Raw genomic sequence first — 20,937 nt, 5'->3', positions numbered from 1 at the left:
TATTGCGGCATCCACTGTGGGTTAGCAAAGGCTTAATGCTCAGCACTGCCTTGCTTATCCGCCTCGCGCTTAACCAGTAAAAAGGTGAGGTACATCTTTGTCGGCAGGGATAACGCCATGCCAACGGCAACGCAAAGGGCGCTGATAATTATGCCTTTTACGCCCATGGCTTCGACGGTCTCATTAGGGCGTGTTGACGTTTCGAGATTAAATTTTGTTCGCTCTGGCAAGCTCGTGCTCGCGAAACGAGGAATGATGTGTAGTTATTCTACTCAAATGACGAGTGACAAAGAGCAAGGGCTTGCCAGACGAACCCTTCGGGCAGCATTTGGCTGACGTTTCTGCTGCGTTATCGTCCGTTTATGTAGAATAACTACACAGCACGGACTTTGCCTTGCATAAAAGCCAGCCAAATTGCTGCAAAAATAACCCTGAAACGTCAACACGCCCTACATTATGCAGATAAATCCCAAGCATAATCAGGCATAGCCCAAGGCCAATGCAGATTTTTAACAGCGTTATCAGCCTTTGATTAGTCACAGTCCTGCCTTTAGTCGCGCGCCTTGATTAAGCTCAAACAAACAAGCGCCGCCTATGCATAAAGATTAGCTAATATAATGAGCGCATTGGCTTATTTAGGCTTTGATTAAGATCAACGAAGTGACTCAGCCTTTCGCCCTCATCCTTAAGTCAAATACCACTTTGCACTTTTGTCGGTTACATTAGATTTTTGTTAACTTAAGCACTTAAGAATATTGGGGATTCGTTATACTGCCCTGCAATAATAAAGCGGCTTATTCCGGAGTTGTTGAACATGTCTAATTTCAGTTTACGTAACAAATTGCTCCTACTCGCACTGTTCCCGTTGATTCTGACCCTCATAGTGCTGATGACAGTTTCCTACCATGTCGAGCAATCGGCGCTTGCCGATGAAGTCACCACATTTAGAGAAAAGTTAATCGGTGAGCGTAAAACCCAAATCAAAGAAGCCACCCAAATCGCCGCAGGCATAGTGCAATACCAGCTATCGTTAAAAGAACAGGGCAATGTTAACCAAGCCCTACGTGATATTCGCTTTGGCAGTTCGGGCTACTTCTTTATTTACGATTCCCAAGGTAAAAACCTATTCCATGCGGTCATGCCCAACCTCGAGGGGCAGAATAAAATCGATATGACCGACCCCCGCGGCACCAAGATCATTGTCGGCCTGCTCAATGCCGCCAAAAACGGTGACGGTAATTTCTCGTTCTATTTCCAAAAACCCAATACCAACGAGCAAATCGAAAAAATCGGCTACTCCATGATGATCCCAGGCACTGATTGGATGCTCGGCACCGGCGCCTATATCGACGATATCGATGCCGTGGTTGAGGATTACCGCACCACAGTGACCGAGCAGATGATCGATAAGTCCTACGCGATTTTATTGATTGCACTGCTATTAGCGGCCATTACCGCCGCCGTGATCTTAGTGACCGCCCAGCGCATGGTCACACCGATTAAAAACATGGCCGATAACTTAAACGATATCGCCAAAGGCGAAGGCGATTTAACCAAGCGCCTTGCGGTGAAGGGCGACGATGAAATCGCTCAACTTGGCCGCTCCTTCAACCTGTTTGTCGATAAACTGCAAACCATTATCGGCGATGTGGCCCATGCCACCGCTAAGGTTAAAACCGCAGCCAATGCGATTCATGACCAAACCAAGGTGATGTCGCGCCAGCTTATCAGCCATAACAATGAGACTGATCAAGTGGTTACCGCCATTACTGAGATGTCTGCCACCGCAAGTGAAGTGGCGCAAAACACCACCCAAGTGGCCGAAGCGACCCACGCCGCCACGGGCGATGTGGCCAATGCCCAGCGCTGCGTCGATGCCTCGTTAGAGGAGATTTCGGCGCTGATGGCGCAAATCAACAATGCCGCCAGCAACATTCAATCCTTGAGTGAACAGTCGCAAAAAATTAATAGCGTGCTCTCGGTGATCGGCGGTATTGCCGAGCAAACCAACCTGTTGGCATTAAATGCCGCGATTGAAGCCGCCCGCGCTGGCGAGCAGGGTCGCGGCTTTGCCGTGGTGGCCGATGAGGTACGTAACTTAGCCAGCCGCACTCAATCAAGCACATTAGAAATCAACGAGATGCTATCTGAGCTGCACAAGCTGGTGAGCTTAGCGGTTAAAACCATGGAAGAGAGTCAGCAGAGTTGTATACGCTCGGTGGATTCGTCCCGCGCCATCTCCGAAAGCTTAGGCTCAGTGACCTCGGCAGTAACCGCCATCAATGATATGAGTACCCAAATTGCCACGGCGGCGACCGAGCAAAGCTCAGTGACCGAAGAAATCAACCGCAATGTGTTTGCTATTCAAGAGATTGTGAACGAGCTGCTGCACTCCAGCGAAGAGGCGGCGAGCGTGAGCCAAACCGTGTCGCAGGAAGGACTTAACCTCGGTAAACTCGTGGGCCAATTTAAGATTTAACGCTAAGGCGTGATATCGGCTCTCGCTGTTAGTCGATTAGTTGTTCATCACCTCGGCGTACGTCGATTCAGTGATAGTCGATGCTGTATCAATAGTTATCTTTAACCACCTAAGGCCTCAAGCAATTGAGGCCTTTTTCTTGGTGGCTGCCAGCTAATGACCCTACATAAGCTCAAAGCTCGGTATGAGAACTCAGCCTCAAAGTTCGGCATCGACGCTCGACATTAAAGCTCGGCCTCGAAGCGGGCAAGGCGCGCCTCGCTCATCGTGCATTGGGTTTGCTGCATCAGTTCGCCCAAGGTAATGGCGGGGTTTTGGTTGATCAGGCGAACCAACTTTGCGCCGAGTGGTTCAAGCTTATCGACGTGTTCTAATAAGCCGCTGTCGATCTTTTTGATCAGAAAGGCAAATTCGGCAGTATCAGTCTGCGCTTTTAACTCGACACAGCAACTTTGAATCGCGATAGCCTGCCCTGTGATGCTCCAATTACGGGAGCGGCGCACCCGCTTAAGCTCGCAGCCCTTTTGCACAGCAATCGCCTGCGCCCGCTTAACCGCCTCGCGGCCGATGCGATGGATAAGGGATGGCAAGGGAATACTAATATCATCGTGCATGGCAAGTTAACTATTGGCCTTGGGTCGAATATGGGTGAATAACGGAGCGCGGCGCTAAGTCACAAGTCATAAGTCATAAGTCATAAGTCATAAGTCATAAGTCATAAGTCATAAGTGCTAAGTTGTAAGCGCTAAGAGCACTAAGCTTTAAGCGTAACGCCTTATGTGCGATGCCTTAGGCGCGAAACCTATAGCCAACGCCGCCAGAGTTTACCCTGCGGCGGGTGCGAACAAAAGACGATACAGCCTCATACAACAACTCACGCATCAACTCACGCTAAGCGCCGCTCGCCCAAGATAGCGGCTCAGGCGTCACAGACTGACAACAACAGTCCTTGAGCAAGGCGGCGGGATTGCCTACAATAACGCACTTTTTGTTCACTACAGATAACGACCATGACTGACACAACTTCACAACCCGCATTACCGGATCGTCTTTCGGTTAACCCACGCAGCCGCCACCATGTAGCTGAAGTCTTCCAATACGATGTGGGTATCCGCGTGAACGGTAAAGAGCGTTTCGATGTCGAAGAATACTGCATCAGCGAAGGCTGGGTTAAAGTACCAAGCAAATCTTTAGACCGTCGCGGTCAACCTCTGCTGTTAACCATCAAAGGCACAGTAGAAGCATTTTACCGTTAAGCACCCGCAGCTTAATGGATAATAAAAACGGCCAATTCGATTGGCCGTTTTTATTTGCCCTGTATAACCCCAAAACGCCCAGCAAATCTTCTCCCCAAGTATTCACAAGTTGTTATTTAAAATAAGCTTTTGTGATAAAACGCATTGATTAAACCGCATAGCGCGGGTTAAAGTGTGACCACTAAGGGAAATGCAGAGCCACACTCGAACGTCACTATCGAGCACGCTATTTAAGGACAAAGCAGCCAATCTGTACCATGCCGCCCCACTCTTAACAGCCCCCTCTGCCACCAAGGTATCAAGCACATTCAACATGTGTGCGTTATGGAATTAACGATAAACCTTTCTATTTCAAGGATGTAAATGGCAGATTTCGGCAGCAATCTATTATCCGTTGTAATTATTCTATCCAGCCTATTTGTCGGAGCAGGAGTGTTGCATGTGTTTCTTCGATACCGCGATGCAACGCTAACCCTGCCCGTTGACCGTGAGCAGCTAATCCGCATTCCCGCCTATGGCTTACAAAAGCAAATCCAAGATCTGCAATTAGATTTAATGGGTTACATGATGATGGGAGCCATGATTTTTTGCTTCCCCTTTGCACTCAACAGCATTCAAGCACATATCGCAGCAGGCAAATTCCCTTGGATGTTAAGTATTTCTGCGTTAATGGGCTTAAGCTATTGCAGCTTTAAAACGTGGAAAAACTTTTCCAAACTTACCAAATTACGCCTAGGGCATACGGCCGAAATCGCCACCGCCAATGAACTAATCGGCCTACAAGCCTTGGGTTATCAAGTGTTTCACGATGTGCAAGCCGACGGCTTTAATATCGACCACCTCGTCATCGGCAAAAATGGCGTATTCGCGATTGAAACTAAAGGCCGCCATAAGCGCAATAAAGACCTACGCCAAACCAATGGCAATGGCGGAGGCTCTGGCTCTAGTTCTGGTAAGAAAGGCTATCAAGTATTTTACAAAGACGGGCGCTTAAACTTCCCCTCGTGGACCGAAACCAAACCCATAGAACAAGCCGAACGTCAGGCTAAGTGGGTCAGCCAATGGTTAACCAAAGCCACAGGCTCCCCCGTCGCAGCCACCCCAGCCCTAGTATTCCCCGGCTGGTATGTCACAAGCCAATCAAAACCACCGTTCCCGATCCTTAACCACAAACAATTAGTCGGCACGATCCCGAAACTGAAAACCCAAGATCTTAGCCAGCAACAAGTCGACTCCATCATCTACCAAGTCGCCCAAAGATGCCTAAGCAAAAGCGAAGTAGGGAAATAAAAATTTTACTCTGACTGTTTATTAAAAATATATTGAAGAGGCAAATACCGTGTATTTAGAAAGTCTAACTATAAAAAATTACCGAAAATTTAGCTCTACAGATAATACTATATGCTTCGTAAAGCCGAAGCCCATCGATAAGAGAACTGAAGAAGAACAACCGAAGCCAGTGATATCGCCCTCTACAACCTTAATCATTGGTAAAAATAATGCTGGTAAAACTACGGTAGTTAATGCATTAACAATGCTATGTCAGAATAAGCAGCCATCAACCTCAGATTTTAATCTCTCTTATCTAAACGAATTATTCAGTAAATACATAAGAAAATTTGAAGCTGATGAAAGCACAAAATTCGAACACCTAGAAACTCCTAATTTAGAATTTACATTAATTATTAAAATTGACTTCAATGATCAAGATCTAATGACTCATCTTGCACCTTTTATATCAATTAGTGAAATAGATAATGGTGAAGCGATTAGCATACGTATCATGGTTAAAATATCACTTGCCGAAGAGTCAACATTTAAAGAAGAAGTTAGTAATATTTTTAAAGCAACCGATTCAAATGGAAATAAGCTGTCGGATAATCAGCGTAGAGATAAATTCTATGCGCTACTTTCGAAAGCGACTAGTGTGATTAAAACTGAAGGAAATCTTTACAAAGTTGATTTTATTGATTGCATTGGTAATGTTGCAGAAAAGTTTTCCATTAATCATCTGATAAGTGTTAAAGAAATCAAAGCCAACCGTCATCTTAAAGAAAATGTGTTAAGCACTGTTTTTAGTAAGATAGTTGAATTTCAGTTCAACAATGATGCAAGTTCTCGCTCAAATTTGGAAGCTAGCGTTCAAGATATAAATCAAGTTATATCTAACAATGTAGGTTCTAAAAGTACCGAAATATCTAAAGTATTAGGTGAAGTTGAAAGTCGTAACAAAGTTGATATGGATCTTTCAGGTAATGTTACTTATTCTACGCTAATTAAAGGACTAATTAAATATAATTTTATGGATGGTGATGATTACATTCCTGAAGATCAATTTGGCTTAGGTTATATCAATCTTTTAAATATTATCGGGGAGATTATCCACTTCGTTGATAGTTATGAAGATAAAAGTCATTTAAGTCACATTAATTTACTTTTTATTGAAGAACCAGAAGCATTTATGCATCCTCAAATGCAAGAATTCTTCATAAAGCGTATTGATAATGCGGTAATGAAAGCACTTGAAATCGCAAATAAATCTTCAAAATTAGCAAAAACATTACAATGCCAGATTGTTATCACTACTCATTCATCTCATATCGTCAACAGTAAGATCCACAGTAGCAATACTTTCAACAATCTTAATTACTTAACCACAATAAACAAATGTACAAAAGCTATTAATCTTACGGATAATACCATAGTAGCTTTTGATAATATTGATTCAACAAAAGATCTTAACTTCATAAAAAAACATATAAAATATAAAGTTTCAGAGTTATTCTTCTCTGATGCCATTATATTTGTTGAGGGAATTACCGAAGAGACTTTACTAAATTATTTTTTGGAAAAGCATCCAGTTCTTAGTAACTATTACATTTCGGTATTCAACATAAATGGTGCTCACGGTAAATTGTATCTACCTCTGGCTGAAAAGCTTAGTGTTCCCAGCTTAATTGTGACTGATTTGGATATTAAGCGCGAAGAGTGCGAGAAAGGCATAAAGCATAAAAATAATAAATCATGTAGTATATGTGGTCAAAGACCTAAAGATGGCGATAACCCATATATAGAAGGAACTGAACCAAAGTACGTTCAAATTACTAACCTTAAAGGGCGCACAACAACTAATTCGACGATTAAAGAGTTAAACTTTAGGCTTAACGGCATATCAGAAAAAGCCGATTTTCTTGATGGCATAAAATTTATAGAAGGAACTAATTTTTATGTTGTTTTCCAAAAAGACCCTATTGAAGAACAGTACGCAACTAGTTTAGAAGAAGCTTTAATCTTAACCAATTATCAAAATGATATGATCAATGAAGTAATTAGACAATGCAGGCCAGAAATATATGCTGATATTATAAATGATGGAGGAAATGAATCACGAAAAAATATACTCAATAACTCTTATAAACTACAAAAGAAACTTTCAGACAGTAAAAGTGAGTTTTCCAATAAGTTACTTTTTAGTTTGCTCTCCTCAGAAAATAGCGACCTTTCACCAAAATTACCCAAGTACTTAAATGATGGTTTAGATTGGTTAGCTACTAAGCTACAAACTAATGATAGCGCTTTATCTATGCCTATTAATGCCAATGCCGAAGTACTAAGTGGTATAATTGAGGATCTGGAGGCAATTGATCATGACGCATAATGAAATTGCTGAGCTAGAAGTACAGAAAGCTATAAATAATAGTATTGATAATTTTAAAAGCTTTCGTTTCAATGCTGGAGCTGGAGCTGGTAAAACTTATGCACTAATAGAAACTCTGAGATATGTCACAACCAATAAAATAGTGACTACCAAAAGCCCACAAAAAGTAGCATGTATTACCTATACTAATGTAGCAGTGAATGAAATAAAAAGTCGATTGGGAAATTCAGATATTGTACAAGTTTCAACTATTCATGAAAGATTATGGGATATAATAAAAAATGCTCAGCCAGAGCTATTGATATGTCATAAAGAAAAAATCATATCTGTTTTAGACCAACATAATAATGAATTAAATAACATTAATAACAAAAACACAAAAACCTTTGCAAAATTAACTACCGAAGAAAAACTAGAGTTCATTGCACTTGCAATAAAAACTAAAGACTTGTTCTATAAATCAGAAAAGTTAAATGCGACAGCATTTAGGGATTATTACAAAAAAAATATTGAAGAGAATAAATACAAACTTTTAGATATACATCTAAAAAACATAGAAAACTTTAAAAAAATCATCAAGATTATTTATAAAATTGAAAAATTAGAAGCCTGTTTGGAAAGAATTTCCACAGGTATAGAAAATCGTGTAAATTATGACAGCAAGGTAAACTTGGATAGACTTCATTACATGAAGTTTAGTCATGATACACTTCTTGAGTATGGATTAAAGTTAATTAATACCTACCCTACTTTATGCCGCATCATTATTGATACCTATCCTTATATATTCATTGATGAATATCAGGATACACATTGTAATGTAATTAGTTTTTTTAAAACCATCAATGAATATGCTAATAAAAAAAATAAAAACTGGATGGTAGGATATTTTGGAGATACAGCACAGAATATTTATAATGATGGAGTTGGTCGAAAAATTGAAGAACTTCATAGCGGGCTGATTAATATCCAAAAAATATTCAATCGTCGTTCGCATCAGCAGATCATTGATATTGCCAATAAAATTCGTGCCGACAATATAGTTCAAAAACCTATCTTTGAAAAACGAAATGAAGGCTCAGTAAAATTTTATTACCATGACTCAGAAAACAAGCAGACAATTGCTCAACAATTCTTATCTGAGTATCAAACTGATCTTTTTAATGTCGATAGTGAAACAGAAGTAATAAATACTGAAAGTAAAAAAATTCATTGCTTGGTATTAACAAACAAACTGATGGCAAGTTTTAATGGTTTTGGTGATGTTTATGATATATATCAAAATTCATCAATTTATTTCGAAAATCTAAATACTCAAGTGTTATCCCAGCAATTAGAAAAGTTACATCCAACAATTTTAACGATCTACTATCTGATTAGTCTTTACCAAGACTTACAGAAGAGAACGGTATCCTACTTCGATATTTTTGGATCATCAAGTAAAAATCTAACTTTCGCGAAGGCAAGTTTGATCATACGAGAATTAGAAACAGATAAACTGACATCATTTGGTGACTGGATAGATTTGATTACTGATCGGCTTAAAAATAGTACAGCTAAAGAGACTCTATCTAAAATATTAATAAATCGAGTTCATTATGAACAAGATAAGGTTACTTCATCTGATATATTCCGCGACACGTTGATGAGTAGGATTAATAGTTTAATGAGTGATGATTCTGAGGAAGATGATAAAGCAAAAGAAAAAATATTAAGTATTTTAAATCTACCAATCAAGTCATTAGTAAACTGGGTTAATTTTATAGATGGTATTGAAGCTGATGATATTAGTTATCATACGTATCATGGCACTAAGGGGGAAGAGTATAATAATGTTGCCATCATCCTTGAACATAGCTTTGGTAATAAGAATAGAGATAAGTTTAAAGATTATTTTCTAGTTTTACAGCAAAGCACGGAAGAAACACAATTCTTATTTACAAACCCTGTTGAGGAAGAAAAGCATATTAATACGCAAAATTTGCTTTATGTTGCTTGCTCTAGAGCAATAAAAAATCTCAGAGTTCTGTACTTAGATGATATATCGGAAATACAAGAGGGTATTAAGTCTATTTTTGGCGAGTTACAAGCTTGGCCCGTAGTTGAAAATAGAAAACCTGCGTGATTTTTACGCATGAAAAATAGGGTAGACATTACGCGTCACTCAACGGTTACACCAGTACTGGCATTGTTGCACCAGTGACCTTCTAAAACATGAATGTTTTAGCAGAGCTTACAGGGATGTATTTACAGCGAGTCACTGGTGTAACAGTGCAAGAGCCTGCGGCAGGTAATTAGCAACACTGCATTATCAGCGACTTTTAAAGCTAATTAGCAGCTCAATCTCAGCAGAATGAAAACTAACCAATAAAAAAGCGAACCGCTAAGGGTTCGCTTTTGTATGTCCATAATTGCGTTGCTGGCGAAGCTAATGCAAGGCGGATTGAAAGCTTTCGCGCGGAGTTGACTTCTGTCAATGAGCACGAAAGCTGAGATTCAACGCCGCAGTAGCGAGCCTAAGCAGCAATTATTACTCGTAGTCTGATAACGGCACACATGCACAGAACAAATTCCGGTCGCCGTACACGTCATCAATACGGTTCACGGTTGGCCAGAACTTGTTAGTACGCACTGCGGCACTTGGGAACACGGCAACTTCACGGCTGTATGGGCGTGAATCGAACGCTGGATCCATAATATCGGCCATAGTGTGTGGCGCGTTGTGCAGCGGGTTGTTGTCCGCTGGCCACTCACCTGCTTCAACCTTAGCGATTTCGGCGCGGATTGACACCATAGCGTCGATAAAGCGGTCCAGTTCAACCTTAGACTCAGATTCGGTTGGCTCAATCATCAGCGTGCCCGCAACAGGGAAGCTCATGGTTGGCGCGTGGAAACCGTAGTCATTCAGACGCTTAGCGATATCCATTTCGGTCACGCCAGAGGCTTCTTTGATTGGACGCAGGTCGATAATACATTCGTGCGCGACGCGATCGTTACGGCCACGGAACAGTACTGGGTAGTGTTCAGACAGCTTCTTCATCACGTAGTTAGCGTTTAACAGCGCAGTTTGAGTCGACTTTTTCAGGCCGTTTGAACCGAGCAGCTTAATGTACATCCAGCTGATTGGCAGAATGCCAGCACTGCCGTATGGCGCGGCAGAAACTGCACCGTTGTTATCGCTTTCGCGGCCTGGTTTCACTACTACGTGACCCGCTACGAACGGCGCTAAGTGCGCTTTCACGCCGATTGGGCCCATACCTGGACCACCGCCGCCGTGTGGAATCGCGAAGGTTTTGTGCAGGTTAAGGTGCGATACGTCGGCACCGATAAAGCCTGGTGAGGTTAAGCCAACTTGGGCGTTCATGTTGGCGCCGTCCAAGTACACTTGACCACCGTGTTGGTGCACTATGTTGCAGATTTCGCGGATAGATTCTTCGTACACACCGTGGGTCGATGGGTAAGTGATCATGATACATGACAGGTTTTCTGCCACTTCAGCCGCTTTGGCCTTCAGATCTTCTAAATCCACGTTACCTTGCTTGTCACAGGCAGTCACAACCACTTGCATACCCGCTAATTGCGCCGATGCAGGGTTAGTGCCGTGGGCAGATTGTGGGATTAAGCAGATGTTTCTGTGGGCTTCGCCGCGAGACTCGTGGTATTTACGAATCGCCAGCAGACCCGCGTATTCACCCTGTGCGCCAGAGTTAGGTTGGATACACACGGCATCGTAACCTGTGACATTCACTAACCATGAAGACAGTTCTTCAATCAGTTGAGTGTAACCCTTGGCTTGATCCAGTGGGCAGAATGGGTGCATGTTAGCAAATTCTGGCCAGCTCACCGGCAGCATTTCAACCGCAGCGTTTAACTTCATGGTGCATGAACCCAATGAAATCATTGAGTAGTTCAGTGCTAAGTCTTTGCTTTCGAGACGCTTGATATAACGCATCATCTCGGTTTCGCTTTGGTAGCGATTGAAGGTTGGGTGGCTCAGGATGGCATCTTCACGCACTAAAGACGCTGGAATCGATTGGCTACCTTGCGCCACGATTTGCGCATCTAATGCGGCAACGTCTAAGCCATGGCCAGCACCTAAAATCACATCGAACAGGGCTTCGATATCGGTGCGGATAGTGGTTTCGTCTAAGCTCACGCCGACGATGCCGTCAGCATCGAAACGCAGGTTCATTTCAGCGGCCAGCGCGCGAGCATTGACTGCTGCAACGTCTAAGCCTTTGATGCTGATGGTATCGAACCAAGTGTTGTTCACTAAGCTCACGCCTTTAGCTTGTAAGCCAGCGGCTAAGATATCGGTGAAGCGGTTGATGCGTGATGCGATGGTTTTCAGGCCTTGTGGGCCGTGGAATACGGCGTAGAAAGACGCCATGTTCGCTAACAGAATTTGCGCGGTACAGATGTTTGAGTTGGCTTTTTCGCGGCGAATATGTTGCTCACGAGTTTGCATCGCCATACGCAGTGCGCGGTTACCACGGGTGTCCTTTGACACACCGATGATACGGCCTGGCATAGAGCGTTTGTGCTCGTCACGGGCCACGAAGAAGGCTGCGTGTGGACCACCAAAGCCCATCGGCACACCGAAACGCTGCGCGCTACCGAAGACCACGTCGGCGCCCATGGCACCCGGTGACTTGAGTAACACTAATGCCATGATGTCGGCAGCCACAGTCACAATCACGTTCTTCGCACGTAATTCGGCGAATAAGTCAGTGAAGTCAGTGATTTGACCGAAACGGTTTGAATACTGGAACAGGGCACCAAACAGTTCGTGGTTTACTGCTTCATGGGCAGGACCTACCACCACTTCAAAACCAAAACACTCAGCGCGAGTCTTCACTACGTCTAAGGTTTGTGGGAATACGTCATCGGCTACGAAGAAGATGTTGGCTTTTTTGGCTTTAGACACACGCTTAGCCAGCGCCATCGCTTCGGCGGCGGCAGTCGCTTCGTCCAGCAGTGAAGCTGAGGCTAAATCTAAACCAGTTAAATCCATAGACACTTGTTGGAAGTTTAGAATGGCTTCTAAACGGCCTTGGGCGATCTCTGGCTGATATGGCGTGTACGCCGTGTACCAACCTGGATTTTCGAAGACGTTACGTAAAATCACATTAGGTACTTGGGTACCGTAGTAACCCATACCAATGTAGCTTTTGAAGACTTGGTTTTGTTTGGCTAAACCACGAATGTAAGCAATGCCTTCGGCTTCGCCGCAGGAATCACCAATGCTCAACTCTTGGCTTAAACGGATCGACTCAGGCACGATTTGCGCAGTCAGGTCGTCCAGAGACTCAGCACCAACGTAGTTCAACATTTCTTGTTGTTGGCTGCTATCCGGGCCGATATGGCGACGTAAGAATAAATCGTGCTGTTCTAACTGAGTGAGGGTTTGCTTGGTCATGATAAACCTTGTTCCAGATTTGCCGTAGCTCAGAACTGTAGGGTACTGATAAACGGGCTATTGTTATGTCAAACTTGCGCTAAAACAAACGAAGCCCCTTGGGGCTTCGTTAGCGTCGACGATTATTCCTCGTCGATGACAGCTTGGTAACCTTCTGCATCGAGCAGAGCGTCAACTTCAGATTCATCTGAAGGCATAACGCGGAAGAACCAGCCTTCGCCGTAAGCGTCGCTGTTTACGAGCTCTGGAGAATCTTCCAGTGCTTCGTTGACGGCAATCACTTCACCAGAGATTGGCGCGTAGATGTCAGAAGCCGCTTTCACTGATTCTGCCACTGCACAGTCGTCGCCTGCAGTCACAGTGTCGCCCACTTCTGGCAGCTCAACGAAAACCATGTCACCTAACAGCTCTTGAGCATGCTCAGTGATACCCACAGTGTAGCTACCGTCTTCTTCCTTGCGGATCCATTCGTGTGAAGAGGCGTATTTCAGTTCTGTCGGAATATTGCTCATTGTTCTTGTTCCTTGTTCCGTTTTTTTAAAATGCTTGTTTACCGTTGCGCACAAAGTTTGGCGCTACTACTCTAACAGCCACGCGCTTTTTACGCATTTCGACTTCCGCCGTATCCCCAATCGAGTTAGGAACACGCGCCATCGCAATAGAATAGCCCAATGTTGGCGAGAAAGTACCGCTAGTGATCACGCCTTGCTGCTCAACACCCGCTGCATCGGTGAAAAATACTGGCATATCATGGCGTAACACGCCTTTTTCTTCCATCACCAGACCGACTAATTTGTCGGTACCCGCATCGCGCAGGGCTTCAAGCGCCTTACGACCGATAAAGTCACGGTCAGTTGGCTCCCATGCGATAGTCCAGCCCATGTTGGCGGCCAGCGGGTTGATGGTTTCGTCCATATCTAAGCCGTAGAGGTTCATACCAGCTTCGAGACGTAATGTATCGCGAGCGCCTAAACCACATGGTTTAACGCCTTGATCTAACAGAGCTTGCCACAGGGCTTCGGCTTCAGTTTCTGGCACGATGATCTCGTAACCCACTTCACCTGTGTAACCTGTGGTGGCAATAAACAGAGAACCGGTTTGCTTACCGAAGAAAGGTTTCATGCCTTCGATGGCGGCATTTTGCTCGCTACTGAACACGGCGGCGGCTTTGGCCTTAGCGTTAGGACCTTGAACGGCGATCATCGCCAGCTCAGGACGCTCAGTCACAGTGACATCAAAACCTTGGGATTGTTTGGCGATCCACGCTAAGTCTTTTTCGCGGGTCGCGCTGTTGACGACAACACGGTAGAAAGTGTCGGTCAGATAGTAAGTGATCAGGTCGTCGATGATGCCGGCATTGTCATCTAACATGCCGCCGTATAAGGCTTTACCAGGAACTTTAAGTTTGGCCACATCGTTTGCCAGCAACTTACGGAGGAATGCACAAGCGTCGGTTCCAGTCACATCAACCACAGTCATGTGGGACACGTCGAACATACCTGCGTCTTGACGCACGGCGTGGTGTTCTTCGATTTGTGAACCATAGTTGAGGGGCATATCCCAACCGTGGAAGTCGACCATCTTAGCGTTTGATTCTAAGTGCTTGTTAAACAGAACAGTTTTATTAGCCATTGTTATCCCTTTTTTGCGGCCTTTTTCAGGTCTCTGCCTAGCGTAGGGTGATACAAATCCGGCTAAATATCTGGCTAATCGGCATTTCACTTCCACGATGCATCAATTTGAAAGGTGATTCTTTCTGTATCAATGCGTCTGTCACTGCAACGCCTGATTTCGCTCTGAATTAATCAGATATTTATCGTGATTGGTATAAGTACTAGGGTCTAAAATGCGGCGAAATTATACCTTGCGTCACAAATTTGTATACAGGAGATTTTTCTAATCCGAAGCCAGTGTCATTAGATTTTCTCATCTTTAACATGTAATTTTTTTACATACGAAAGCGAGATTTGCGCAGCCTGCAATCAAATCGCTGATATTATCAGCAATTATGATTACATTAGCGCAACCGAGGCTAGCGACATAACTTGGGGAGTGAGGACTTATTGCCCATGGCCTGTTGCATGAACACTGTTTTCAGCCCAGCGACATTATCAACGAGGTTGAGTCCCAGATCGCGAATGGCTTTTTTAAGAGGATTGCTCCCCTCGAACAGGCGCTTAAAGCCTTCCATCGCCGCAATCATCTCCATCGCATCCGCCTTGCGCCAACGCTCAAGGGCGCGCAGCTGGGCATAATCACCGATATCTTTACCCGCCTCGTGTAGCTCGCCGATGACTTCGATAATGCTGGCGGCATCGAGGAAGCCTAGGTTTACCCCTTGGCCAGCTAATGGATGAATGGTGTGGGCCGCATCCCCCGCGAGCACTAAACGGTGGCGGGCAAAATGGCGGGCGTAGCGCATCCGCAGTGGAAAGGCTTGGCGTTCACTCTCAAGCTTACAAATGCCGAGGCGGCCATCGAAGGCGGCGGTGAGATTGCGCTCGAACTGCTCTGGCGCCATCTCGAGTAACTCGGTGGCGCGCTCTGGCGGCACTGACCAGACGATGGAGCAGAGGTTGTCTTCATATAAGGGCAAGAAGGCCAGCGGGCCGTCCTGCAAAAAGACTTGGCGGGCAGTGGCAAGGTGCGGCATTTCGCTGCGAATAGTCGCCACGATCGCATGGTGACCATAATCCCAGAAGGTTAACGGGATCTTACATTGTTCGCGCACCCAAGAATTAGCACCATCGGCGGCAATCACCAGTGCGGCGCTGACACTCTCAATGTCAGCATCGGCGCCATTGGCTAAGGTCAACCAAGCTTCGCGCTCACCAAAGGCGATACGCTCTATGCGTTGGTTTTCGATATGGGTGATATTGTCAAATTCACTAGCACGCTTGGCGAGGGCGTAGCTGATGGCATCATTTTCGATAATGGCGCCAAGGCTAGGTTCACTGATGCTGCTGGCATCGAAGGCAATTTTACCAAAGCCGTCTTTATCCCATACCGCCATTTTTTGATAGGGCGTCGCGCGGCTGGCATCGACATAGTGCCAAGCGCCGAGGTGCTCGAGCAAACGTTGACTCGCCTTGTTGATGGCGCTGACCCTAAGCCTTGGCTCACCGCTCACGGCTTGGGTGCTTTGGGCATCGATCACGACGACATTCAAGTTGGCCTGCGCCAATCCTATCGCGGTGGCGAGTCCCACCATGCCGCCACCCACAATGGCAATGTCATAGGCTTGTGAACTTAACATGGGTACATCCTTTTCGCGTTGCGATACCAGTAATGATTATTTCCAGCCCATCGCCTTCTGCGCGACGGGGGTTTTCAGTGGCGGGAACCAAGATAACAGACGCAATCCCAGATTACGCCCAAGGGCCAAGGGCCAGTATTGGTTAGAGAAGCCACGGACTAAAAATTCAATATTGCGAATAGTGCTGTTTCTATCCGCCTCGCGGGCCTGCAAATAGCCATGGGTAACGACGACACCGCCGATATCCTCACCCTGCGCCAGCGCGCGTTGCAGCACATCGAGCAGGCTGACGACATCCCGAAGGCCCAAGTTAAACCCCTGCCCCGCAATCGGGTGCAGAGTCTGCGCCGCATTACCGATAAACACGCATCTATGGTGAATCGGCCTTGGCATGTAGGACAGATTTAACGGATAAGCATGGCGCTCACTAACGTCGATAAACCGCCCAGCGCGATAGCCAAAGGCTTGCTGCAACGCAGCTAAAAACTCGGCTTTGGGCGTAGTGAGCATCGCTTGGGCGCGGTTATCGTCAAGCGCCCAGACGAGGGATAAACGCGGCTGTCCTTGACTATCTGCCATCGGCAATAACGCCAGTGGGCCAGTCTCGGTAAAGCGTTCATAAGCCCAATGCTGATGCGGCTTATCGGTTTGCAGATTGGCGATAATCGCGGTTTGCTCAAACGCCACTTGGGTAATGGGCAGATTAAAACTGCTGCGCACCTTAGACTGCAAGCCATCGGCGGCGACCACCAGCTTGGCGCAAATCCGCTCGCCGGAATCGAGCACTAGGGTGTGACTCTCGTTAGCCGGAATTAACTCTGACAGTTTGGCAGGGCAAAAGAGCTTAACCTGAGTTTTATGAAGCTCGCTAAACAGCACTTGGCCGACTCTTTCCAGCTCAACGACTTGGCCCAGCGCATCTAAGTGAAACTGACTGGCGTTGAGTTCCGTCATCCCAAAATGGCCGCGATCGGATACGTGGATATCCTTAATTGCCGTGCCTAAATGCGCCAGTTTCGGCCATAAACCTAAACGGGATAACTCGAAGATGGAACCATGGGCAATGGCGATGGCGCGGGCGTCAAAGCCGGGGTGGCTATTATCGGGAAGATGCGCCTCGATTAAGGCAATAGATAAAGGTTTTTCAGTGCCAGACAAACGCGCTAAGGCCAGCGCGAGGGTCGCCCCCGCCATGGCGCCACCAACAATGGCAATATCGACATTTTGAACTGAATTATCCATGTGCTCTGCTACCGTCATGGGGTTCTCATTCAAGCTATGGCATGGCTAAAAGCGTTTCGCCATCAGGATGTTAGATTTGAAACTCATTAAAGGCGGAATCGTTCCGCCTTTCTCTTTCTACGACCTTTCTCTTTCTACGATTAGTGGATAACCGCAGGATCGTCGCCCTCTCCGTGGCTCGGCTCTGGGCCAAACTCGGAGTAACACAAAATGGCGGCAATGCGGACAAACTCCAGCAACTCTGTGTAAGCCGTTTCCGATTCTTCATCTTCGGTCACGTCAAACTCGACCTGAGCAATCTCCGCCAGATCTTTGATCACTTCACGCACTTCGGCCGAGGCTTTATTCAGCTTTGGCTGGATAATCGCGATGCCGGTTAAGAAGCTTTGTGTCCACAGGGATAACGCTTCAACGCGTTGACTTAACGGCTCTTCCTCTTCGGGAAGCAGTGGCATAAAGCCAAACTCAAAGTCGCCTAAACGGGCAACCGAGTCTTGGAATAGCTCACACACCAATTGATGCAGAGGCGCTGGTAAAGGTTGACCATCATTCATCAGGTCAAATAAAGGTTTAATCCACAGATCGCCAGTTTGATCTACGCCACCGCAGATTAACCCCACAAGGGCACCGTGCACTTCCACGGGATGCTGACCAATTTCAGCCGCATCGAGGGCGATTTTTAAGCTGTCGATACGTAACGAAGGAGGGGTCGCCATATCAGGTTCCAATCAGAATTTTCCAGCAGCAATGCTAGCAGAGATAAAGACTTGAACCAACTCTGATCCGGCATTCTTGGGGGCGAAGATAAAAATTCCGGCAACTGCTCACACAAGCAGCAAACAAAACGGCGAATGTGCAATCCATCGGCGGCTCACCTTGCACTTTTAATATCAGCCCTATATAGTCCGCCCTATCGATGCCAACGAAAGGATCATCTTCGAATGAGTAATAGTGCAGTTGAAATCACCCTACTGGGACGCACCTACTCTATCGCCTGCCCGAAAGGTCAGGAAGATGCCCTACGCGTTGTGGCGCAAGGTGTTGAGCAACAGCTCATCTCGATGAAAAATCGCACCAACAGCTTAAGCCGCGAAGAAATTGCCATTATGGCGGCGCTGAATATTGGACACGAGTTGTACCAAGAAAAGCAAAAGAATAAGCACTATATGAAACAAATGGATGACCGCATCAGCCTGTTGCAGTCAACCTTGGAAAACGCCTTAGTTGAGCGTTCAACCAAATAGATTTAGACTGTGCCACTCGGTGCCAAGCACCATCTATCTGAGAAGAGTTGCACAGTGAATGGCTAAACTGGCCTATACTTTTTAAGCCAAACGATTAGCGATTCAATACCGTTTTTGCTCCCTGGGGTGCAGGCCAACTGGTAATGTCCCTGTGCCGATAATTTTGATCTCAGGGTGAATGCTTTACTGACATTGAGCATGCTCGGCTCGTACCGAGAAGCCTTAGGAGGTAATCATTTACCCGCCTTGAACCTACGGTTCAAGGGCTACACCGGTAGCGGCATTCTGGGGAGCATCTTATTTATGTCTATCACTTCACCTGTCTCGAACACTTCGGCCCCAACAGTCAATGGGCCACACGGCAATCAGTCTGCAATTGATACCCAGTCGCTAAGCCCAACGCTAAGCCGCGCCGAATTGCGCAAACAGATCCGCTTAGCTCGCCGCTCCCTTTCGACAGAGCAGCAGGCAGAGGCAAGCCTTGCCGCAGGTCAGCGGATACTCGAAAAACTGAGCACGCTGAATGCCCAGCATGTCGCACTTTACCTCACCCACGATGGTGAACTGGCAACCGCTCCGCTTATCGAAGCGCTTTGGCGACAGGGGATTCACACCTATCTGCCACGGCTCCACCCCTTTAATGCTGGGCAATTATTGTTTTTGCATTACCACACCGACTCGCCAATGCTGCCGAATCAATTTGGCATTTTAGAGCCTAAGTTGGATGTGCGTGCCGTGATGCCGATTGAACGGCTCGATGTGGTGATCACCCCGCTGGTTGCCTTTGATATCAAAGGTAATCGCATGGGCATGGGTGGCGGCTATTACGACAGAACGCTTGCCAATTGGCACAACAAAGGTAAACCTCTACCCATGGGTTACGCCCATGATTGCCAGCAAGTCACGGCCCTGCCCTGCGAGCATTGGGATGTGCCCTTACCGACTATTATCACCCCAAGCCGCGAATGGCGGTTCGACTAGGTCGTTTAGTTGAATCAGCCCAGTTATTCGTTTAAACCCAGTACTTGATTAAGTTCACGGCTATCACGCCGCTTTACTTTAAATGCCGCCCACCATCGACATTATGGCTACGCCCTGTGACGTAGCGGCTCGCCAATAGATAATCCACTAAGGCGATAATCTCCTGATTTCCAGCTTCTTTTGGCAAGATGGCCTTAGCCAAGGTCTTTTGCCGATAGGCTTCATCATCGCTTGGATTAAAGAGGATCATCGCCGGCGCAATCGCATTCACTTTAACCTCGGGTGCCAATTGCGCCGCAAAGGATAAGGTTAAGTTATCCAGTGCCGCCTTGCTGGCCGCGTAAGCCATGTGCTTGGCACTGCCCTTTTCGGCCACATAATCGGTGAAATGGATAATATCGCTGGCGCCAATCTCGCCCTCGGCTCCCGCTCGCAGCTGTGAGGCTAAGGCCAAGTTCATTTGATAGGGCACGCTCACATGCACCTGCATCATGCGTTGCATGACTTCATGGGCGGCAAGGCTTGGGTTGTTATCTGGCAGCCAGTCAGAGGCGTTATGGATAATGGCGCGGATTTTAGGATATTGGCTCAATTGCTCAATCAGGGTTTGAAGCTGCGCATTATCGTAGAAGTCGCATTGGATTAGAATCGCGCCCAAAGACTGCAACTCATCGATGCTGGGATAATGGCTGCGATAGGTGCCAATCACCTTGTGCCCTTGGGCGAGCAAGTGTTTCGCGAGGGCGTAGCCAATGCGTTTACCCACACCTGTGATAATAATGGGAGCTGTCATATTCATCCTGTTATTTGCCGAATACGTGCTTATGGGTTCAATGTAGGGCAAATCTAGTTAGCCAAATCATCAATAAAACAGTGTAATCGCAGAATGTTACTGTCTTTATCATCCTGCGCCTAATCATAAAGACATTAAAGGCTGCATAATTTAGATCTAAAATGATGGCGCCCGCGTATACTCAAGGCCAGCTTAATCGAGGAAGCCCTATGGAACTGAGGATTTTTTACGACGGCAATTGCCCTTTATGTAGCGCAGAAATGCGCCAACTTAAAGCGCGCGATCCCGATGATCGCATCGAACTTGTGGATCTTAATGCCGAGCATTTTGGCGCTCGATTCGGCTATATCGATAAAGAGTACGCCAATACCATTCTGCATGGTGAAACGGCGTCGGGGGAGATTTTGCTTGGGCTCGATGTCACCTGCAAAGCTTGGGGATTAACGGGTACACGCCCTTGGGTGCAGATGCTACGGCTGCCTCTTATCAAACCTATCGCGGACTGGTGCTACCTGAGATTTGCCAAGCACAGATACCGCATCTCTTACTTACTGACGGGCAAGGCGCGCTGCGACAATCAATGCCAACTACCTAAGTAACGAACCTCAA

At 46.1% G+C, this 20,937-nt stretch carries 17 protein-coding genes and 1 other RNA gene; 9 read left to right on the top strand and 9 right to left on the bottom strand.

Going from position 1 to position 20,937, the window contains the following annotated elements; translation table 11 throughout:
* Positions 1-32: 32 nt before the first annotated feature.
* Positions 33-230: a hypothetical protein gene (locus ACUZ8J_RS03555; protein ID WP_446693082.1), complete on the bottom strand. Its 198-nt coding sequence runs from the start codon at positions 228-230 to the stop codon at positions 33-35.
* Positions 231-814: 584 nt separating this feature from the next.
* On the opposite strand from ACUZ8J_RS03555, the gene ACUZ8J_RS03550 reads away from it, so the two are divergent.
* Positions 815-2,479, top strand: a complete 1,665-nt coding sequence (locus ACUZ8J_RS03550; RefSeq protein ID WP_011624057.1) for a methyl-accepting chemotaxis protein — start codon at positions 815-817, stop codon at positions 2,477-2,479.
* 224 nt (positions 2,480-2,703) lie between these two features.
* On the opposite strand, the gene ACUZ8J_RS03545 is transcribed toward ACUZ8J_RS03550, so the two are convergent.
* On the bottom strand, positions 2,704-3,093 hold the full coding sequence (locus ACUZ8J_RS03545) for a ribosome recycling factor family protein (protein ID WP_446693081.1): 390 nt from the start codon (positions 3,091-3,093) through the stop codon (positions 2,704-2,706).
* A 396-nt stretch (positions 3,094-3,489) separates the two neighbouring features.
* Between ACUZ8J_RS03545 and ACUZ8J_RS03540 the strand changes: the two genes are divergently transcribed.
* From ACUZ8J_RS03540 to ACUZ8J_RS03525, 4 genes are all read left to right on the top strand, one after another.
* Positions 3,490-3,735 carry a DUF3297 family protein gene (locus ACUZ8J_RS03540; RefSeq protein WP_011624059.1) on the top strand — a complete coding sequence of 82 codons (246 nt, stop codon included), beginning with the start codon at positions 3,490-3,492 and terminating at the stop codon, positions 3,733-3,735.
* Positions 3,736-4,098: 363 nt separating this feature from the next.
* Positions 4,099-5,025, top strand: coding sequence for a nuclease-related domain-containing protein (locus ACUZ8J_RS03535; protein ID WP_446693080.1), 927 nt, complete (start codon positions 4,099-4,101; stop codon positions 5,023-5,025).
* 49 nt (positions 5,026-5,074) lie between these two features.
* Positions 5,075-7,393, top strand: coding sequence for an AAA family ATPase (locus ACUZ8J_RS03530; RefSeq protein WP_446693079.1), 2,319 nt, complete (start codon positions 5,075-5,077; stop codon positions 7,391-7,393).
* Positions 7,383-9,518, top strand: coding sequence for a UvrD-helicase domain-containing protein (locus tag ACUZ8J_RS03525; RefSeq protein WP_446693078.1), 2,136 nt, complete (start codon positions 7,383-7,385; stop codon positions 9,516-9,518). The genes ACUZ8J_RS03530 and ACUZ8J_RS03525 overlap by 11 nt, the downstream gene beginning before the upstream one ends.
* Before the next feature lie 405 nt (positions 9,519-9,923).
* On the opposite strand, the gene gcvP is transcribed toward ACUZ8J_RS03525, so the two are convergent.
* The 6 genes from gcvP to ACUZ8J_RS03495 form a co-directional block, all read right to left on the bottom strand.
* Complete coding sequence (gene gcvP / locus ACUZ8J_RS03520) at positions 9,924-12,812, bottom strand: aminomethyl-transferring glycine dehydrogenase (protein ID WP_446693077.1); 2,889 nt, start codon at positions 12,810-12,812, stop codon at positions 9,924-9,926.
* 122 nt (positions 12,813-12,934) lie between these two features.
* Positions 12,935-13,324 carry a glycine cleavage system protein GcvH gene (gcvH, locus tag ACUZ8J_RS03515; RefSeq protein ID WP_011071083.1) on the bottom strand — a complete coding sequence of 130 codons (390 nt, stop codon included), beginning with the start codon at positions 13,322-13,324 and terminating at the stop codon, positions 12,935-12,937.
* A 25-nt stretch (positions 13,325-13,349) separates the two neighbouring features.
* On the bottom strand, positions 13,350-14,444 hold the full coding sequence (gene gcvT, locus ACUZ8J_RS03510) for a glycine cleavage system aminomethyltransferase GcvT (RefSeq protein ID WP_088210157.1): 1,095 nt from the start codon (positions 14,442-14,444) through the stop codon (positions 13,350-13,352).
* A gap of 400 nt (positions 14,445-14,844) precedes the next feature.
* Positions 14,845-16,068 (bottom strand): FAD-dependent oxidoreductase, encoded by a 1,224-nt coding sequence (locus tag ACUZ8J_RS03505; RefSeq protein ID WP_089066964.1) that lies wholly within the window; start codon positions 16,066-16,068, stop codon positions 14,845-14,847.
* Between the two features lie 36 nt (positions 16,069-16,104).
* Positions 16,105-17,328 carry a 2-octaprenyl-6-methoxyphenyl hydroxylase gene (gene ubiH, locus ACUZ8J_RS03500; protein ID WP_446693076.1) on the bottom strand — a complete coding sequence of 408 codons (1,224 nt, stop codon included), beginning with the start codon at positions 17,326-17,328 and terminating at the stop codon, positions 16,105-16,107.
* Positions 17,329-17,450: 122 nt separating this feature from the next.
* Positions 17,451-18,026: a UPF0149 family protein gene (locus ACUZ8J_RS03495; protein ID WP_089066962.1), complete on the bottom strand. Its 576-nt coding sequence runs from the start codon at positions 18,024-18,026 to the stop codon at positions 17,451-17,453.
* Between the two features lie 225 nt (positions 18,027-18,251).
* Here ACUZ8J_RS03495 and ACUZ8J_RS03490 point away from each other — a divergent pair, with 225 nt between their 5' ends.
* The 3 genes from ACUZ8J_RS03490 to ACUZ8J_RS03480 all read left to right on the top strand — a co-directional run bounded on the left by ACUZ8J_RS03490 (position 18,252) and on the right by ACUZ8J_RS03480 (position 19,535).
* Positions 18,252-18,554 carry a cell division protein ZapA gene (locus ACUZ8J_RS03490; protein WP_089066961.1) on the top strand — a complete coding sequence of 101 codons (303 nt, stop codon included), beginning with the start codon at positions 18,252-18,254 and terminating at the stop codon, positions 18,552-18,554.
* Positions 18,555-18,669: 115 nt separating this feature from the next.
* A non-coding RNA gene (gene ssrS / locus ACUZ8J_RS03485) (6S RNA) lies at positions 18,670-18,850 on the top strand.
* A gap of 7 nt (positions 18,851-18,857) precedes the next feature.
* Complete coding sequence (locus tag ACUZ8J_RS03480; protein WP_446693075.1) at positions 18,858-19,535, top strand: 5-formyltetrahydrofolate cyclo-ligase; 678 nt, start codon at positions 18,858-18,860, stop codon at positions 19,533-19,535.
* A gap of 73 nt (positions 19,536-19,608) precedes the next feature.
* Here the strand turns inward: ACUZ8J_RS03480 and folM are convergent, their stop codons facing one another.
* Positions 19,609-20,328 carry a dihydromonapterin reductase gene (folM, locus tag ACUZ8J_RS03475; protein ID WP_446693074.1) on the bottom strand — a complete coding sequence of 240 codons (720 nt, stop codon included), beginning with the start codon at positions 20,326-20,328 and terminating at the stop codon, positions 19,609-19,611.
* A gap of 209 nt (positions 20,329-20,537) precedes the next feature.
* Here folM and ACUZ8J_RS03470 point away from each other — a divergent pair, with 209 nt between their 5' ends.
* On the top strand, positions 20,538-20,927 hold the full coding sequence (locus tag ACUZ8J_RS03470) for a thiol-disulfide oxidoreductase DCC family protein (RefSeq protein ID WP_126511937.1): 390 nt from the start codon (positions 20,538-20,540) through the stop codon (positions 20,925-20,927).
* Positions 20,928-20,937 lie beyond the last annotated feature (10 nt).

The sequence above is a fragment of the Shewanella sp. Koi 1 genome (assembly GCF_052907445.1).
This window is presented reverse-complemented; position numbering and strand designations above follow the sequence as displayed.

Coding starts and splice junctions, on each gene's coding strand:
- ACUZ8J_RS03535 (WP_446693080.1), top strand. CDS start 4,099: ATGGCAGATTTCGGCAGCAATCTATTATCCGTTGTAATTATTCTATCC.
- folM (WP_446693074.1), bottom strand. CDS start 20,328: ATGACAGCTCCCATTATTATCACAGGTGTGGGTAAACGCATTGGCTAC.
- ACUZ8J_RS03495 (WP_089066962.1), bottom strand. CDS start 18,026: ATGGCGACCCCTCCTTCGTTACGTATCGACAGCTTAAAAATCGCCCTC.
- gcvT (WP_088210157.1), bottom strand. CDS start 14,444: ATGGCTAATAAAACTGTTCTGTTTAACAAGCACTTAGAATCAAACGCT.
- ACUZ8J_RS03470 (WP_126511937.1), top strand. CDS start 20,538: ATGGAACTGAGGATTTTTTACGACGGCAATTGCCCTTTATGTAGCGCA.
- ACUZ8J_RS03480 (WP_446693075.1), top strand. CDS start 18,858: ATGTCTATCACTTCACCTGTCTCGAACACTTCGGCCCCAACAGTCAAT.
- ubiH (WP_446693076.1), bottom strand. CDS start 17,328: ATGACGGTAGCAGAGCACATGGATAATTCAGTTCAAAATGTCGATATT.
- ACUZ8J_RS03490 (WP_089066961.1), top strand. CDS start 18,252: ATGAGTAATAGTGCAGTTGAAATCACCCTACTGGGACGCACCTACTCT.
- ACUZ8J_RS03540 (WP_011624059.1), top strand. CDS start 3,490: ATGACTGACACAACTTCACAACCCGCATTACCGGATCGTCTTTCGGTT.
- gcvP (WP_446693077.1), bottom strand. CDS start 12,812: ATGACCAAGCAAACCCTCACTCAGTTAGAACAGCACGATTTATTCTTA.
- ACUZ8J_RS03550 (WP_011624057.1), top strand. CDS start 815: ATGTCTAATTTCAGTTTACGTAACAAATTGCTCCTACTCGCACTGTTC.
- ACUZ8J_RS03545 (WP_446693081.1), bottom strand. CDS start 3,093: ATGCACGATGATATTAGTATTCCCTTGCCATCCCTTATCCATCGCATC.
- ACUZ8J_RS03505 (WP_089066964.1), bottom strand. CDS start 16,068: ATGTTAAGTTCACAAGCCTATGACATTGCCATTGTGGGTGGCGGCATG.
- gcvH (WP_011071083.1), bottom strand. CDS start 13,324: ATGAGCAATATTCCGACAGAACTGAAATACGCCTCTTCACACGAATGG.
- ACUZ8J_RS03525 (WP_446693078.1), top strand. CDS start 7,383: ATGACGCATAATGAAATTGCTGAGCTAGAAGTACAGAAAGCTATAAAT.